The sequence below is a fragment of the Halarchaeum nitratireducens genome (genome assembly GCF_014647155.1).
Taxonomy (GTDB): domain Archaea; phylum Halobacteriota; class Halobacteria; order Halobacteriales; family Halobacteriaceae; genus Halarchaeum; species Halarchaeum nitratireducens.
Genome location: NZ_BMOQ01000005.1, coordinates 202,585 through 218,887, shown reverse-complemented (window position 1 = coordinate 218,887; position 16,303 = coordinate 202,585). Strand labels below are relative to the sequence as shown.

Sequence of the window (16,303 nt, the reverse complement as noted above, 5' to 3'; positions counted from 1 at the left end):
AGTCGTTAGCGCTCGCGGGCGGCGACGAGCGCCGCACCGGCGAGCGCGACGAGCGCGAGGCCGGCACCGAAGCCGGGCGAGGAGCCGCTACTCGTCTCCTCGGTGCTCTCCGTGGTCGTCGTGGACGTCTCCTCGGTCGTCGACGTCGTGCTGGTGGACGTCGTGGAGGCGTTCGTGGACGTCATCGTCGTCGTCTCCGTGGTCGTCGTGGACGTCTCCTCGGTCGTCGACGTCGTACTGGTGGTCGTCGTGGAGGCGTTCGTGGTCGTCGTGGTCGTCTCGTTCTCCGACGTCGCGTTCTCGACCGTCAGCGACGCGACGGCCTCGCTCCCGCTGGACTGCGGGTTGATGTCGGCCGTGACGTTGTGCGTCCCGGCGTCGGGGTTCGTGACGTTGCCGTAGACGAGGACGACCTCGTCACCCTCGTAGAGGCTGTAGGAGCCGCCGAGGCTGAACGTGACCGTGCCGCCGTTGTTGCTGACGGAGACGCCTTCGAGGTCGTCGGAGGCGTTCACGTCGACGGCCGCGCCGGAGCTGTTCCCGTCGCGGTCGATGCCGATGGCCTGCACGTCGGCGGCGCTGACGTTGCTCGCGTCGGCGCTCGTGTTCGTGTAGTCGACGGCGAAGCCGTTCCAGGAGGACGTGTTGAGCGTGCTCCCGACGGTCTCGGTGACGGTGTGCGTCGAGGCGTCGCCGGGCGTGCTCGGCTCCGCGGAGATGGTTGCGGTGTTCGCGGCGGCGGCGAGGCCCGAGGCCCCGACGACGACGGTGAGTGCGAGGAGCGCAGCGATGAGACTGCGTGAGATGCGACTAGTCATACTGTGAGTTACGTTGACTATCGGCCGTAACAAAGTCGTTTCGAAGTACGAAAGGCGAGCGCGCGGCCATCGCGCGTCCGACCGGCCGGAAGCGTCAGTCCCGCCACTCCGCCGCGAGCGCCAGCGCGTCCGCTTCCGTCTCGCACGTCTCCCGACGGTACGCCTCGCCCTCAGGGGCCTGCCGGAGCCGGTCGTACGTCACCGCCCACTCACCGGTCGCCGTCTGACGGACCGACACGACCGCGTGACCGTCCCCGCGCTCCCAGCGCGTGCCCACGTCGGGAGCCGTCTCGTGCCACTCCATCTAGTAGCGGTACTCGGCCTCGCGCAGTTGCGTGTACTTGCCCTTCCGGTAGCGGAACTTCGCGCTCTTGTAGTTCTTGTAGAGGCGGAGCCCGTCGAGACCGACGCTCGCGTTCTTGCGCGTGACGATCTTCCCGGAGTCCGCCGAGTCGAGCATCTGTCGGCAGACGCGAAACGCGGTGTCCCAGTCGTCGGGCCCGTACTCCTCGACGACATCGGCGATGGCGACGTTCCGCAGGATCTCGTCGCCGATCGCGTCCTTCCACGCGTCGTTGTAGGCCTCCAGCCGATCGAGCGCGGCGAGCTCGCCCGCGATCTTGCCGGTCCGAATGGCGACGTGATCGCCGCCCTCGTGGAACGCGGAGGTGGTACCCATCGCACCGCCGACGACGGCGATGCCGGCCGCGGTCGGCGAGTCGATCGGCCGCGTCGAGGAGATCGAGTACGTTTCGGTCCCCTTCGACTTCCCGTAGCCCTCCTCGACGACCGGGAAGTCCGACTCGACGTCGTACTCGTCGCCGTAGAGCTCCTCGAGGAGCCGCCGGATGTACTCGCCCCCGTTCGGGATCGACTCGTCGTCCTCGTTGAGGAGTCGGTAGTCGCTCGTCTCGATCCCCTCCAGATCCATCCCGATCGGCATCGTGAGCCCGACGCGCGCGACGTTATCCGCGTTCGGGAACACCCACGGGTAGGCCGTCTCGCCCGGCATCCACCCCCACCAGAACTTGATGCTGCGCGAGTCGAGGACCCCCTCCGGGAACCGCCTGTACTCCTGGTAGGCGATGTGGTTCGTCTTCGGCGGGCTCAGCCGCTCGCTCGCCGACTCCCCGGCGGGGAGGAACCGATCGAGAACGGGGATGGTGACGCGGCGCTGCGGGCCGTCCGCGAGGATCACGAACTCCGCCGTCCACTCCTCGCCGTTCGAGAGCGTGAGCGTGTGCTCGTGGCCGTCCGAGAGGTCCGTCTCGACGTCCGTGACGCTGGTCCCGACGCGGTAGTCGGCGCCCGCGTCCTCCGCGCGCTCGCGGAGCCAGTCGTCGAGCTTCGCGCGCTGGAACGTGAACCCGAAGCCGTCGTACGACGACTCGATCCCGGTCCGGTCGACGGACACCGACTCCTCGGGGCCGATGAACTCCGCGTCGTCGAGCTCGCACTGGACGACGTCCTCCGGGAGGGCGTCCACGTCGAGGTCGGCGATGTCCACCCAGTAGTCGAGGAATCCGGCGGCGTCTGTCGAGTCCGGCCCGAGGCGATCCCGGTCCGCGCGCGGGACGCCGGTCTCGAAGACGACAGTCGAGGCCCCCTCGGCGGCCGCCCGTTCGGCGGCCGACGTGCCGGCGGGTCCGCCGCCGACGACGGCCACGTCTACGTGGTTCATACGCACCCCCACTGTGCGCGCTGACAAAAAGGCTTCAACTCACGACGGACCGATCGACGACTCGCGGGCGCGCGCTGCGTAGCACTCATACGCGTCCGCGACTACGGACCGATATGCGCGTCGAGAACTCCTTCATCGCGGTCGACGGCGTCGGCGAGCGCACCGAGCGGTCGCTCTGGGCGGACGGCGTCCGTCATTGGGACGACTTCGACCCCGACCACCTCGGCGAGAAGACCGGCCGGGCGGTCGAGGCCTACATCGGCGACGCCCGCGACCGCCTCGCGGCCGGTGACGCCGACTTCTTCGCCGAGACGCTCCCCGACGGCGAGCTCTGGCGGACCTACGAGAACTTCGCCGAGGACGCCTGCTTCTTCGACATCGAGACGACCGGCTTGGACGCCGCGACGAACGACGTGACGACGGTCAGCTTCCACCGGGACGGCGAGACGACGACGCTCGTCCGCGGCGACGACCTCACCGCCGGGAACGTCCGCGCCGAACTCGACGACGCGGCCCTCCTCGTTTCCTTCAACGGCAAGCGCTTCGACGCGCCCTTCCTGGAGGCGAGTTTCGACCTCGACGTCACCACCCCTCACCTCGATCTCATGTACCCCTGCAAGCGCCTCGACCTCACGGGCGGACTGAAAGCCATCGAGGCCGAACTCGGTCTCGACCGCGAGGGGGTCGAGGGCGTCGACGGCCGCGAAGCCGTCCGCCTCTGGCGGCGCTACGAGCGCGAGAACGACGAAGGCGCCCTCGATCGCCTCGTCGAGTACAACCGCTACGACGCCGTGAACCTCCGCGCGCTCGCCGAGCGCGTCACCGCGGGCCTGCACGAGCGGGCGTTCCCGACCGAATGAGTCGACCGTAGCGCTTTCGGAAGTAGCGTCCGTCAGGTCACTCCATGGCTGCTCGCCCGCCCCCGAGCGACGACACCGACGACGAACCGACGGTCGTAACGTTCGGTATCGCGGCCGTCGAGGAGTTCCTCGCCGGCGCGGATCTCTCCTACCCGGTCGACCGGCAGACGGTCGTCAACGCGACCGGCGACCCCGACGTCCCGATCGACACGGGCGGACGCACGCTCGCGCTCTCGACGGCGCTCGAACGCACCGATCAGCGGCGCTACGAGTCGCGCCGCGACCTCCTGAACGCCCTGCATCCCGTCTTCGAGGACGCGCGGCAGTCGGGGCCCGGCGGGATCGTCGGCTTCGTGCGCTCGCTCATCCCCTCGTTCTGACGCCGAACGCTTCACCTCTCTCCGACGCCGTCCCGAATCGACCCCGCGGCACCACGCCCGTCGGTCGATCGCTCGATCGAACCGTGAGACGACGGTGTCCGGCGAGCGCTCACCGGGCGCACCGGAGTCGGCGGCGTCGTCGACCGCGGGTCGATCAGCGAGAGGGGGTCACGCGGGTCGCCCTCTCGACGCGGGGTCGAAGGGAGCCGGGGGCGTCGTCAGACGCCCGCGTCCCGCTCGGCGAGCCACGCCGCGAGGCGTTCGGTGCCGGCGGTCTCGGCGTGGGAGACGTAGAACGTCGCGCAGGCGTTGGCGAGCGTCAACGCCTCGCCGAGCGTCCAGTCGGCCGCGAGCGCGTACGCCAACCCCGCGCTGAAACGGTCGCCGCCGCCCGTGTACCGCCGCGCGTCGACGGTGAGGTTCGGACACCGCGTCGTCCCGCTCGCGTCGCGCGCCACGGCCGCATCGGCGGCGTGGACCACTGCGAGGTCGAGGGAGCCGCGCTCGCGGACGAATTCGAGGCGCGCGGCGCGGACGTCGGTCCCGGCCACGCTCCCGCGGGCCGCGTCCGTCCCGCCGTCGATCGAGTCCGCGAGAAAGGCGAGCTCGTCGTCGTTGATGCTCAACGCGACGTCGAAGGGATCGAGCGCCGCGAGCGCGTCGAGGAACGGGCCGACGGCGTCGCGCTCGCACGCCGTCACGTCGCCGGGGTCGACGACGAGCCACCGGCGATCGCGGCCGCGCGTCGCTCCCTCGTCCGCAGTCCCGTCTTCGGCCGCGCGGTCGCGCTCCGCGAGCGCCCGCAACGCCGCCGTTCCGTTCCCCGTCGACGCCCAGTTCGTCCACACGACCGCGTCGGCGTCGAACGGATCGCCGCCGGCGACGGCGTCGAGGTCGTCGAGGTCCCAGTCGGCGATGGCCGACGACTCCTCCGTGAACATCACCGCGTCGTCGTCGAACTCGAAGACGGCGACGTCGGCCGGCCGGCCCATCGAGTGCGCGGCGAACGGGAGGCCGTCGAAGACCGCGTGACCGAGGTGGCCGTAGAGCGTCGTCGTCGCGCCGAGGGCGTGAAGCTGTCGCGCGGCGTTCACCGCCTGTCCGCCGGGGGCGGTCCCCTCGTGCTCGACGCGGAACGACTTCGCGTGGCCGGCCGCGATCCGTCGGCCGAGGTCGCGGCGCGTCTCGACGTCGCCCGCGGCGTCCTCGACCGCGTAGCGCCGGTCGACGCTCCCGTCCGGCAGGCACGTCACCGAGACGGCCGCCTCGCGCGCGAGCGCGTTCGCGATGTCCTCCATCACCGACTACTCCGATCGCTCCGCGATGGCCTCTGCGGCCTCGACGAGCCCGTCGGCGTACGACGCCTCGGTCACGTGGTCGGCCGCGCCGAGCGCGTGCTCGTCCGCGTTCGCCACCGCGTAGCTCACCCCCACCTCCTCGAACATGTGCGCGTCGTTCCGCGAGTCGCCGACCGCCGCGAACGCCGTCACGTCGTAGCCGAGGCGGTCCGCGACGTCGCGCAAGGCGCGCCCCTTGCTGATGTCCGGGGCCTTCACGTGGTAGGCGTAACCCGTGTCGACGACTTCGAGACCCTCGGCTTCCGCGAGGCGTCGCAGGGGCGCGAGCGGTCGGTCGCGGCTCACTGCCACCTCCGTCTCGCGCCACCGGTTCGTCAGGTCGATGCCGCCCCACCCGAGGTCGTACCCCTCGTCTCGGTAGGCGTCCGCGACGCGCTGTGCGCCCGCGCGATCGCCGTGCACGACGAGGTCGTCGCCGACGAGCGAGACGCCGCCGTTCTCCGCGATCACCGCGCGCTCGATCGCCAGGAAGTGCGCGAGCGCCACCGGGTACGGGAAGGCCTTCCCGGTCGCCACGACGACCGGCGACGCCCACGCCTGCAGGACGTCGAACACCCGCGGGTCGATCGCGCCCGCCCCGTCGGTCAGCGTGCCGTCGATGTCGACGGCGAGGGGTGGAACCATGGTCGAGTGACGGGCCCGCGCCGACAAAACCCCCGCGGATGCGTCGACGGGAGAGCACGCCCACGGGTCGCATTCGTCGTACGGGCGACCCCTGAGTCACCCGTACGGACACGCGGGACCGCCGGTCCCGCACGGCTCCCCGGTCGCCTAACGCGGTTCCTCGCTGCCGCTCGGAGCCGCGCTACTCCGCTTCCTTCTCCAGCGCCGCCGCGCGCAGCTCCTCGTCGCGCCCGCTCTCGACGTCGAGCGCCGGCACCGACGTCGGCCGGTTCTCCTCGTCGACGGCGACGTAGACGAACGAGGACTCGGTCGTCTGCTCGCGCTCGCCCGTCCGTGGGTCCTCGGCGAACGCCTGCAAGCGGACCTTCAGGCTCGTCGAGCCGACGTCGTAGACGTACGCCCGAATGACGACGATGTCGCCGACGGGGACGGGCCGGATGAAGTTCATCCGATCGATGCTCGCCGTCAGACAGGACTCGCCGGCGTGACGCATCGCACTCATCGCGCCGACCTCGTCCATCCACTTCATGACGTTTCCGCCGTGGACGGCGTCGTAGTTGTTCGCGTGGTTCGGCTGGACGCGGTTTCGGTTCTCGATGTAGGTCTCCGAGACGGTCGCCATACCCGTGCCGAGGGCGCGGTAGCCGTAAAAGCGCGGTCGCCGGTCAGATTCGCCACCCGCGCGGCGTGTCGTTCAGCCGCTCGCATCCCGTCTCGGTGACGACGACGAGGTCCTCGACGCGGACGCCCCACGCGCCCTCGACGTAGATCCCGGGTTCGACGCTGAAGACCATCCCCGCCTCTAAGGGCGTCGCGTTCCCCGCGACGATGGTCGGGGCCTCGTGGACGCCGAGGCCGACCCCGTGGCCGGTTCGGTGGACGAACGCGTCGCCGTACCCCGCGGCCTCGATGACGTCGCGCGCCGCGGCGTCGATCTCGTGCGCCGGAACGCCGGGTTCGACGGCGTCGACCGCCGCGCGCTGGGCGTCGCGGACGGTCTCGTGCGCCGCGGCGTACTCCGCCGGGGGGTCGCCGGCGAAGACGACGGTCCGGGTCTGATCGCTCGGATAGCCGTCGACGCGCGTGCCGAAATCGAGCGTGACGGGATCGCCCGCCTCGATCGCCCGTTCGCCGGGATCGTGGTGTGGGTTCGCGGCGTTCGGCCCCGACGCGACGATCGTCGGGAACGCCGTCCCGTGCCCGCCGTGTGCGTCCAGGCGCGCCGCGATCCGGCGCGCGAGCTCGCGCTCCGTGCGCCCGACGGCCTCGTCGCCCCACCCGCGGACGTCGCGCATCGCCCGGTCGGCCGCCCGGCCGGCGCGCCGTAAGGCGTCGATCTCCGCGTCGTCCTTCCGCGCCCGCAGCGGTCCGAGCGCGCCGTCCGCGAGGGCGAACTCGCAATCGGGTCTGAGCCCCTGGAGGTCGAGGACGAAGCGGGCGGCCATCTCGGGGTCGAGCAGGACCTCGCCGCCCGCGACGCCGCAGTCGTCGAGCGCGTCGCCCGCGACCGCGAGCGGGTCGTCCGCGTCGCCCCACGTCCGCACGTCGGCGACGGCCGCGTCGGTACGGGCTCGGGCCCCGTCGAGCTCGGGCACGACGAGGATCGGCTCGCCGCGCGCCGGGAGGAAGAGGAAGGCGTGGCGCTCGCCGGCGTCGGCCGCGTAGTCCACGAGGTACGCGGTGTTCGCGCCCGGCGTGAGCGCGAACGCCGCCGCGCCGCGCTCGCGGAGGGCCGCCCGCGCGGCGCGCGTCCGCCGGTCGAAGGGAGATCGCATACGCCGCGCTTGGGCGGGTGCGGGCAAGAACCCCTCGACGCGCCCACCGCGCGAACCGCCCGACGACACCCGCTCAGGCGCGTCCCATCACGCTTTTGCTCCCGCCGGACCGATCGCGCACTGATGCGCTCTACGTTCGGCTCCCGGTTCTTCGAGGCGATCGGATCGCGCTCGCGCGAGTTCCTCGGCGGCGTCGTCGGCTGCGTCGGCCTCCTCCACTTCGCGGCGTGGGCCGCGGTCGGCGACGGGGCGGGCGCGCGAGCCGCGCTCGAAGCCGGCGACCTCGCGCTCGCCGCCGCCGGCGTCGGCGGGTACGTGAGCGCGCACCCCGCGTACGTCCTCGCGTTCGTCGCCGGAGTCGCCGTCCTCCTCTCGGCCCGGCGGTGAGCGACGAGCGCGGGTGGCGCGGCGTCCTCGTCGTCGCGCTCTGGCAGGTCGTCGCCAGCCTCTGTTACTACTCGGCGTTCCCCGCGACGGACGCCTTCCAGACGGACTTCCACCTCTCGGGCGTCGAAGTCGGGTTCGTCATCACGACGCTCACGCTCGGCTACACGCTCATGCTCTTCCCCGCGGGCGCGCTCGTCGACGCGTACGGCGACCGGCCGGCGATGGTCGCCGGCCTCGCCGGTCTCGCCCTCGGGGCGTTCGGCGTCTCCCTCGCCACCAGTTACGCGACGCTGCTCGCCGCCGTCTTCGTCCTCGGCGCGGCCTACGCGACCGCGATGCCGTCGACGAACGTCGCGGTCGCCGAGCGCGCCCCGCGGGGGTCGTACAACCTCGCCGTCGGGATCAAGCAGGTCGGCGTCACGCTCGGCTCCGCGCTCGCGGCGTTCGTCGTCGCCGGCCTCGCCGCGTACGCGCTCGGATGGCAACTCGGCTTCCGCGTCGCCGCGGCCGCCGCGGCCGTCGTCGGCGTCGGCTTCCTCGTCTCCTACGAGGGGAGCGGCGGCACCGGGTCGCTCTCCTTCCCGGACGTCGGCGCGCTCTGGGGGAACCGCCCCCTGATGGCGCTCGCCGCCGGCGGCTTCTTCGTCGGCGCCGGCGTCTTCACCACGACGGGGTACGCGGTCCCCTACTTAGAAGCGGACACGACCGCGACGGCGGCCGTCGCCAGCGTCGTTCTCGGCGTCACCCAGCTCACGGGGAGCGCCGGCCGGATCGGCGTGGGCGCGCTCGCCGATCGCGTGCGCGGGACGGCCGCCATCGCCTCCATCCGCGTCCTCGCCGCCCAGTCCGGCCTCGGTGCGGTGACGATGGCCGCGATCCCGTTCTTGGCGATGCCGGGCGCGGCCGTCGGGTTCGCCGTCCTCGGCCTCGGCGTCCTCGGCGTCACCGGCCTCTACCACGGCGCGCTCGTCGCCCTCGCCGGCGAGGGCGAGTCCGGCGCGGCGACCGCGGCCGGCCAGACGACGCTCAACTGTGGCGGCCTCGTCATTCCACCGGCTTTCGGCTACCTCGCGGACACGGCGGGCTACGCGGCCGGATGGGACCTCCTCGCCGTCTGCATCGCCCTCGGCGTCGGCTTCGCGCTCGTCGCCGGCCGCCTCGCCGCGGCGGAGTGACGCGCCGGATCGGACCCGGCGAGCCGCGCGACTTTTGCGCGTCGCCCCCGTCCCCTCGTCTGTGACACCCACGACGACCGGGACGTACCGCGTTCGCTCGCGGTCGTCCGACGGCCGCCTCCGCTGCGTCTCCCTCGACGACGGCGCGGTGGTCGACGTCGCGCCCACCGAGTCGCTACGCCCCGGCTACCGCTTCGACGGTGACCTCGCGTGGGACGACGGGGCCGCGCGCGTCGCCGCTCACGAGGTCACGGACCGCACGCTCTTCGCGTACGCGGACGGCGTCGCCAACCTCTTCGAGGCCGCCCTCGACACGTGGGAGGAAGCGCGTCACGAGAACAGCGGCGTCAACGCCCGCCCGACTTACGACCAGTCGGGCGAACCGAACGGCGCCGTCTACACCTTCGCCGAACAGGCCGGCGAGCGCGACGTCTACGCCGAACTCCGCGACGGCACCGCGCCGCTCGAACCCCTCCTCGAACGGTTCCGCGACGGCGAGGCGGGCTTCGACGCCCCGAACGAGGTCTTCGTCCTCCGCCCCGCGACGCACGGCTTCGTCCTCGTCTACCTCGTCGCCGAGAAGAGCGGCGTCCTCGCCGACACCGTCCGCGACACTTACGGGTGTCCGCGCTCCGACGCCGCCTGAGCGAGACGCACGAGATCCGCGAGCGTCCGATTCACCGGCGCGGGGAGGTCGTGCTCGGCCGCGCGCGCGACCACCGCGCCGTGGAGCGCCTCGATCTCCGTCTCGCGTCCCGCCTCGACGTCCTGGCGCATCGAGGAGACGTTCGACGCCGTCCGCTCGGCGACCGTCACCGCCTCCGCGATCGGATCGCCGACGTCGACGCCCTCGGCGCGGGCCACCCGCGCGGCCTCGGCGACGGCGCGCCGGAGGAGGCGACTGCCGGACGCGTGCTCCGCGAGCGCGCCGTTCTCGACGCGCGCGAGCGCCGTCGACGCGTTGATTCCGACGTTCACGAGCACCTTGTGCCAGAGCGCCGTCCGCGGGTCCGTGACGACTGCGGTGTCGATCCCCGCAACGGAGAGCGTCGCGGCGAGGCGAGCGGGCGCGTCGTCGGTGGGTCCGTCCCACCGACCGAGACGGGTGTCGCCGACGCCCGCGTGCCGGACGACGCCGGGGTCCGCCACGACCGCGCCGTGGCTCGTCGTCCCCGCGAGCACCGACTCGAAGCGGCCGGCCAGCGTCTCAGCGTTTCCGAGGCCGTTCTGGAGCGTGGCGACGTGCGCGTCCGCGAGCGCGCCGCGCCACTCGTCGGCGGCGTCGGCGGTCGCGTGGCTCTTGACGAACACCAGCGCGGCGTCGAGGGACGGCGCGGCCGCGGGGTCGGTGACGACCTCGACGCCGACGGCGTCGGACGAGCCGTCGACGCACTCGATCCGGAGACCGCGCTCCCGGATCGCGTCGACGTGTGGTCCCTCGTGGGCGAGCAGGGTCGTCGCCGCCCCGTCCGCCGCGAGCAGACCCGCGAACAGCGATCCCATCGACCCCGCGCCGAGCACCCCGACGTGCATACCCGTCACCTCGCGGCGTCGGCGGGTGAGCCTTGCGGTGTCGTGTGTCCGACACCGAGGTCGGGTCGGCGGCGTCGACGTCGGGGCGGGAAGCTATTTCCCGGCGGGTCGACAACGGAGTGCACGAATGGACGAACCGCGCGGCGACGAGCGGGGCCAGCTCATCCTCATCGCCGGCATCGGCATCGCCGTCGCGCTCGTCGCGCTCGCACTCGTCCTCAACAGCCTCGTCTTCACGCAGTACCTGGCGACGAAACCGACCGCCGACGGGAGCGACGCCATCGCGTACGAACGCGCCGTCGAGGACGGCGTCCGCGGACTCGTCTCCGAGGCGAACTATCGGGAGTACGGTCCCGGAGTCGACGAGACCGTCGAGGACGGGATCGCCGGGAACTGGTCCGACTCGCTCACGAAGCAGTACGGGGCGCACGGGACGCTCGTGAACGTTTCGGTGCGCACCGTCGAGGAGGGGACGAGCGTTCACCAGGACGACGCGCGCCGCTTCACCAACGCCTCCGGGAGCGGCAACTGGACGCCGATCGAGAGCGCGGACGGCGTCCGCGGGTTCCGGCTGACGGTCACGAACGCGAGCGAGACGAGCGCCGACCGCCCGCTTCGCGTCAACGTGACCCTAGATGGGGGACTGACGACGCCGGTCGAGATCTACGACGACGGGACCGGCGTCGTCCTCAACGACACCACCGAGGAAGACACCGTGTCCGACGGCTTCTCGACTCCCGCGACGATCAACTTCTCGAACGGGAGCGTCGACGGCCGAGAGACGGACGAGCTCGCGTTCTACGACGGCCCGAACGTCACGCAAGTCTCGATCGCGAACGGCGATCGGGCGGTCGGGAAGTACGTCGCCGTCGCGAACGACACGGGTGCGGGCGGCGTCACGTCGGCGGACGACTACCAGACGACGACCGATCGCTCGCCGTACGCCGTCGACGCCGTCTACGCGACGACGCTGCACGCGACCTACGTCGGCCCGGACGTGACGTACGAGACCGGACTGCGCGTCGCGCCGGACGCGTTCGGCGCGGGGCCGAACGGACTGGCGTCCGAGTACGGCGTCTTCGGGCCCCCCGGGGGCATCGTCTTCACGTACAACGACGCGCCGACGAACCTCGCGGTGACGAACGCGACGGGCGTCGATCCGCGACGCTTCTCGCCGACGGACGCGACCGTGATCGGTCCGCGCGAGTACGACTTCACGGGCGACGACGTCCTCGATACCCCGTACGTCGATAGCTCCGGCGCGCTCTCCCTCACTAACGAAAGTGGGACGACGAGAATCGCGACCGACGTCGATCACACCAAGTCGCTACTCGCCGTCGGCTACTGGAACGGTACCGGGCCGTCGATATTCTACACGAAGCCCGGCGACGGACGGGTGTACCGAGTCGCCCCCAGCGAGAACCCGACCGTCGTGCTTGACAACAGCGCCAACGGTGGCGTCGACGGCGTCAGCGGAATCGGCGACGTCGACGGCGACGGGGAGAACGAACTGGTGTTCGTCGGCGGTAGCCAAGAGCAGTACGTCTACCAGCCGGAGGGCGGGAAAGCGACGCAGATCTCGAACGGGAAGGCGGCGCAGAATCAGGGTGTCGGCGCATCTCAACCGACGGATTTCGACGGCGACGGGGTCGCGCGGGTGCCCCGCGTCGACGGCTCGGGTAACCTCAATCTCGTCGACGTGCGTGACGGAACGAACGAGAAAATAGTCTCGGGCGGCGTCGCCAAATCGCCCATAACTGCCTACGACATCGACGGCGACCGCGCGCTTGAGATCGTCTACGTGAACACGAACAGTCACCTGATGTACGCGGACAACGTGACCGGGACGGCGATGACAGAGCCGCTACGCAACGCGACCGGGGAGGAAGTCCTCGGAAGCAAGGCGACCGGCGTCGCGTAACGCCTACCCTTCGATCTCGCGGAACGCGTCCTCGAAGTCTTGGACCTCCATCAGCGCCTCGTCGACGGTGTCCTTGAGTTCGTCCTTGCGTCGTTCGAGCCGCTGGTACTCGTCGCTGTCGGCGCGTTCCTCCGGGGAGAGTTCGGCTTCGAGGGTGGCGATCTTCTCGGAGACGGCGAAGTACTCCTGCACCTCGTCGTCGTAGTCGGCACGCGCGAGCAGGCGCTCGACGACGTCGACGACGTCCTGGCGCGTGACCGGCTTCACGAGGTATTCGTCGAACCCCATGTCGACGATGTCGACGTCCGGTTCGACGGCGGTGAGCATTGAGACGCGGACGTCGTAGCCGGCGTCGCGGATCGATTCGAGCACCTCGCCGCCGGACATGTCGGGCATCCGTCGATCGAGGAGGACGACGTCGACCGACTCGTCGATCGTCTCCATGGCGCTCTCGCCGTCGTACGCGGTGCGGACGTCGTAGTCGTCGCGGAGCCAGATGGCGTACGTGTCGGCGAGGTCCTGATCGTCGTCGACGGCGAGAACAGTCGGAGGACCGCGCTCGTCCGCGTCGGAGTCGGCGCCGTGGTCCGGGTCGTCGTCGGATGACATGGTGGGGGGAGTGAGGACGGGGGATACTGCGGTGGCTCTAGTGTGGCAGTCCCGAAGTATAGTCTTTAGGCTTTGGCGCGTGGCCGCGCGAGGAGAAACCCGGGTGTGCGCAGGCGACGCACGCGGACGGCGCGTGAGTCGTCGGCGCGACTTCACCCGTCACCGCGGAGCCGAACGGTCGAAACGGGTGTGACACGACGGGCGCCACAGAATTAACTCGGGACCGTGGCAATACTGGGAGAAGTCGGTGCTTTATAGGGATCACGCCGCGGACTACCGTGGCATGGAACTACACGGACGGAGCGTTCGACAGGACGTCCGCGAACTCGGAGAGTTGCTCGGCGACGCCGTCGAGCGACACGCCTCGTCGGCGGCGTTCGAGGCCGTCGAGGACGCCCGAACGGCGGCGATCGCCTATCGACGCGGAGAGGCGTCGAGCCGGGAGGCGCTCCAGCGGATCGTCGAGTCGAACGACGAGGACGTCAACGCCTCGGTCGCTCGCGCGTTCACCACCTATTTCGAGCTCGTGAACCTCGCCGAGGAGCGCGAACGTGTCCGCTCGCTCCGCGAGGGCGAGGACGCCGGGACGCTCGCGGACGGCCTCCCCGCCGCCGTCGAGACGCTCGCCGATCGGGGCGCGAGCGCGGACGACGTCGCCGACGTCCTCGACGCGGTCCGCGTCGTCCCCACCTTCACCGCCCACCCGACGGAGGCCCGTCGAAAGACCGTGAAGGCGACGCTCGTCCGCGTCACCGACCTCCTCGAAGAGCTCGATCAACACCGTCTCACCGAGCGCGAGCAGGCGAACAAGCTCGCGCGCCTCGGCGCGCTCGTCGAGAGCGTCTGGACCACCAAGCAGGTACGCGATCGCCGCCCCGAGCCCTTCGACGAGGCCCGGAACGTCCACTGGTACCTCGCGAACGTCATCTTCGATCAGGTCCCCGAGGTGTACGCGCGCATCGAGGACACGCTCGCCGAGCAGTACGACGATCCACCGGCCGTCCCCGAGATCCTCGACTTCCGCTCGTGGGCGGGGAGCGACCGCGACGGCAACCCCTACGTCACCCCCGAGGTGACGAGCAAGACCTTAGAGCGCCAGCGTCACATCGCCGTCGAGAAATACCGCGAGACGCTCGACGACGTCTCCGGCGTGCTCAGCCAAGACGCCTCGCGCATGGACCTCGGGAGCGTCGAGGCGTCGCTCAACCGCGACGCGGAGCGCGTGCCGTCGCTCGTCGCCGAGACCCGCGAACGCTACCCGGACGAACCGCTCCGTCAGAAGGTGCTCGTCATGTGGCGCCGCCTCGGGCGCATCGCGGACGTCCGTCCCGGAGGGTACGACGACGCCGACGAGTTCCTCGCCGACATCGACGTCGTCGAGGACGCGCTGCGCGCCAACGGCGCTGACCGCATCGCCGACGAGTACCTCGATCCCCTCGAACGACAGGTCAGGACCTTCCGGTTCCACCTCGCCAGCCTCGACCTCCGCGACCACCAGGAGATGCACACCGACACCCTGGAGGAGGCCCTCGAACGCGAGGGCATCGATTACGCGGGAATGGACGAGGACGAGCGCGTCGAGTTCCTCACCGAGGCGATGCTCCAGGCGGACCCCGTCCTCGATCTGGCCGACACCGAGGAGCTCTCCGAGGACGCGACGCGCGTCTGCTCGCGCTTCGACGCGCTCGCCGACTGGCACGCCGAGTACGGCGAGGCCGCCATCGACACCTACTGCATCAGCATGACCGAGCGTCCGAGCCACGTCCTCGAAGTGCTCTTCTTCGCGGATCAGGCGGGCGTCGTCGACCTCCCCGAGCACTGCGGACTCGACGTCGTCCCCCTGCTCGAAACCGAATCCGCGCTCGGGAACGCCCGCGAGACCATGGAAACCCTCTTCGACAACGAGGCCTACAGCGCCGCCGTGGAGGCCCGCGGGAACGTCCAGGAGGTCATGCTCGGCTACTCCGATTCGAACAAGGAGAACGGCTTCCTCGCCGCGAACTGGGCGCTCAACGAGGCCCAGCGGAAGCTCGCCGACATCACGGACGACCTCGGCGTCGAGTTACGGCTCTTCCACGGCCGCGGGGGCTCGATCTCCCGCGGCGGCGGCCCGATGAACGAGGCCCTCCTCGCCCTCCCGCCCGAGACCGTCACCGGCGAGGTGAAGTTCACCCAACAGGGCGAGTCCATCGCCGACACGTACGGCAACCCCTACATCGCCGAGCGGAACCTCGAACAGATGCTGAACGCCCAGATCCGGGCGCGCTACGACGCGGTCGACCGGGGCGAGCGCGACGCCGCGTCCGATCGGGGCGACGCCATCGATCCCGACTGGATCGAGGCGATGGAGACGATGGCACCCGCGGCCCACGAGGCCTATCGGGACCTCCTCGACACCGAGGGGTTCGTCTCCTACTTCGAGCAGGCGACGCCGATCACCGTCATCGAGGAGCTGAACATGGGGTCGCGGCCCGCGAGTCGCTCCGCGGAGCGCAGCGTCGAGGACCTGCGCGCGATCCCGTGGGTGTTCTCGTGGACGCAATCGCGCTGCGTCGTCCCCGGCTGGTTCGGCCTCGGGACCGGCATCGAAGCCTATCTCGACGCGGGCGGCGACGTCGAGACGCTCCGCGAGATGTACGAGGCGTGGCCCTTCTTCCGCACGACGATCGACAACGCGTCGATGGCGCTCGCGCGCACCGAGATGGAGGTCGCGGCCGAGTACGCCGCGCTCGCCGAACCGGACCTCCGCGAGCGGATCTTCCCCACGATCGAGGCGGAGTACGAACGCGCGAGCGAGGGCGTCCTCGACGTGCTGGAGTCCGAGGAGCTCGTCGCGCGCGACTGGCTCGCCGAGAGCCTCGAACGCCGCAACCCCTACGTCGACCCGCTCAACGCCCTCCAGGTCTCGCTCCTCCGACAGACCCACCGCACGGACGAGGCCGAGCGGACGCTGCGCCTCACCGTGAAGGGGATCGCGGCCGGGATGAAGAACACGGGGTAGGCGGGACCGAGCGGAGGGAGGCCCCGCCGAACGGCGAGCGGGGGCGGGGAGCGGCGAGCGGAGAGCACGGCGACCCGCGATCGCCACCGAGCGCGGCGCGCGGTCCGGACGGTCCGACGGGACACCGTCTCGAACGCGACGGCCGAGTGCGTGTGACTCGGTCCCGCGGTTCTCGGCGTTA

16 protein-coding genes are annotated in these 16,303 nt (G+C 71.1%); 7 read left to right on the top strand and 9 right to left on the bottom strand.

What is annotated here, in order from left to right; all coding sequences use genetic code 11:
- Nucleotides 1-5: 5 nt before the first annotated feature.
- From IEX91_RS10225 to IEX91_RS10215, 3 genes are all read right to left on the bottom strand, one after another.
- Entirely contained in the window at nt 6-818 is an 813-nt protein-coding gene (locus tag IEX91_RS10225; protein ID WP_188878772.1) for a PGF-CTERM sorting domain-containing protein, read from the bottom strand.
- A 94-nt stretch (nt 819-912) separates the two neighbouring features.
- Nucleotides 913-1,122, bottom strand: coding sequence for a DUF7543 family protein (locus tag IEX91_RS10220; RefSeq protein ID WP_188878771.1), 210 nt, complete (start codon nt 1,120-1,122; stop codon nt 913-915).
- Nucleotides 1,123-2,499, bottom strand: a complete 1,377-nt coding sequence (locus tag IEX91_RS10215) for an NAD(P)/FAD-dependent oxidoreductase (RefSeq protein ID WP_188878770.1) — start codon at nt 2,497-2,499, stop codon at nt 1,123-1,125. It lies immediately after the preceding gene.
- A 113-nt stretch (nt 2,500-2,612) separates the two neighbouring features.
- On the opposite strand from IEX91_RS10215, the gene IEX91_RS10210 reads away from it, so the two are divergent.
- Nucleotides 2,613-3,359 carry a ribonuclease H-like domain-containing protein gene (locus IEX91_RS10210; RefSeq protein WP_188878769.1) on the top strand — a complete coding sequence of 249 codons (747 nt, stop codon included), beginning with the start codon at nt 2,613-2,615 and terminating at the stop codon, nt 3,357-3,359.
- 44 nt (nt 3,360-3,403) lie between these two features.
- The gene (locus IEX91_RS10205) at nt 3,404-3,739 is read left to right on the top strand and encodes a DUF5789 family protein (RefSeq protein ID WP_188878768.1); all 336 of its coding nucleotides are present in this window, start codon (nt 3,404-3,406) and stop codon (nt 3,737-3,739) included.
- Nucleotides 3,740-3,957: 218 nt separating this feature from the next.
- Here the strand turns inward: IEX91_RS10205 and IEX91_RS10200 are convergent, their stop codons facing one another.
- The 4 genes from IEX91_RS10200 to IEX91_RS10185 all read right to left on the bottom strand — a co-directional run bounded on the left by IEX91_RS10200 (nt 3,958) and on the right by IEX91_RS10185 (nt 7,496).
- A complete protein-coding gene (locus IEX91_RS10200) occupies nt 3,958-5,037 on the bottom strand; it encodes a PfkB family carbohydrate kinase (RefSeq protein WP_188878767.1) in 1,080 nt (359 codons plus the stop codon).
- 6 nt (nt 5,038-5,043) lie between these two features.
- Nucleotides 5,044-5,721 carry a phosphoglycolate phosphatase gene (locus IEX91_RS10195; RefSeq protein ID WP_188878766.1) on the bottom strand — a complete coding sequence of 226 codons (678 nt, stop codon included), beginning with the start codon at nt 5,719-5,721 and terminating at the stop codon, nt 5,044-5,046.
- A gap of 181 nt (nt 5,722-5,902) precedes the next feature.
- The gene (locus IEX91_RS10190; protein WP_188878765.1) at nt 5,903-6,343 is read right to left on the bottom strand and encodes an acyl-CoA thioesterase; all 441 of its coding nucleotides are present in this window, start codon (nt 6,341-6,343) and stop codon (nt 5,903-5,905) included.
- A gap of 43 nt (nt 6,344-6,386) precedes the next feature.
- Nucleotides 6,387-7,496 carry a M24 family metallopeptidase gene (locus tag IEX91_RS10185; protein WP_188878763.1) on the bottom strand — a complete coding sequence of 370 codons (1,110 nt, stop codon included), beginning with the start codon at nt 7,494-7,496 and terminating at the stop codon, nt 6,387-6,389.
- A gap of 123 nt (nt 7,497-7,619) precedes the next feature.
- On the opposite strand from IEX91_RS10185, the gene IEX91_RS10180 reads away from it, so the two are divergent.
- The 3 genes from IEX91_RS10180 (at nt 7,620) to IEX91_RS10170 (ending at nt 9,704) form a co-directional block, all read left to right on the top strand.
- The gene (locus tag IEX91_RS10180) at nt 7,620-7,883 is read left to right on the top strand and encodes a hypothetical protein (RefSeq protein WP_188878762.1); all 264 of its coding nucleotides are present in this window, start codon (nt 7,620-7,622) and stop codon (nt 7,881-7,883) included.
- Nucleotides 7,880-9,058, top strand: coding sequence for an MFS transporter (locus tag IEX91_RS10175; RefSeq protein ID WP_188878760.1), 1,179 nt, complete (start codon nt 7,880-7,882; stop codon nt 9,056-9,058). Before IEX91_RS10180 ends, IEX91_RS10175 begins: the two co-directional genes overlap by 4 nt.
- 61 nt (nt 9,059-9,119) lie before the next feature.
- Nucleotides 9,120-9,704: a DUF6663 family protein gene (locus IEX91_RS10170; protein ID WP_188878759.1), complete on the top strand. Its 585-nt coding sequence runs from the start codon at nt 9,120-9,122 to the stop codon at nt 9,702-9,704.
- On the opposite strand, the gene IEX91_RS10165 is transcribed toward IEX91_RS10170, so the two are convergent.
- Nucleotides 9,674-10,591, bottom strand: coding sequence for a ketopantoate reductase family protein (locus IEX91_RS10165; protein WP_188878757.1), 918 nt, complete (start codon nt 10,589-10,591; stop codon nt 9,674-9,676). The genes IEX91_RS10170 and IEX91_RS10165 overlap by 31 nt on opposite strands.
- 127 nt (nt 10,592-10,718) lie before the next feature.
- Between IEX91_RS10165 and IEX91_RS10160 the strand changes: the two genes are divergently transcribed.
- Nucleotides 10,719-12,512 carry a DUF7261 family protein gene (locus IEX91_RS10160; protein WP_188878756.1) on the top strand — a complete coding sequence of 598 codons (1,794 nt, stop codon included), beginning with the start codon at nt 10,719-10,721 and terminating at the stop codon, nt 12,510-12,512.
- 3 nt (nt 12,513-12,515) lie between these two features.
- Here IEX91_RS10160 and IEX91_RS10155 read toward each other — a convergent pair whose 3' ends face one another.
- On the bottom strand, nt 12,516-13,121 hold the full coding sequence (locus IEX91_RS10155; protein WP_188878754.1) for a HalX domain-containing protein: 606 nt from the start codon (nt 13,119-13,121) through the stop codon (nt 12,516-12,518).
- A 283-nt stretch (nt 13,122-13,404) separates the two neighbouring features.
- Between IEX91_RS10155 and ppc the strand changes: the two genes are divergently transcribed.
- Nucleotides 13,405-16,122, top strand: a complete 2,718-nt coding sequence (ppc, locus tag IEX91_RS10150) for a phosphoenolpyruvate carboxylase (protein ID WP_188878752.1) — start codon at nt 13,405-13,407, stop codon at nt 16,120-16,122.
- Nucleotides 16,123-16,303: the final 181 nt, after the last annotated feature.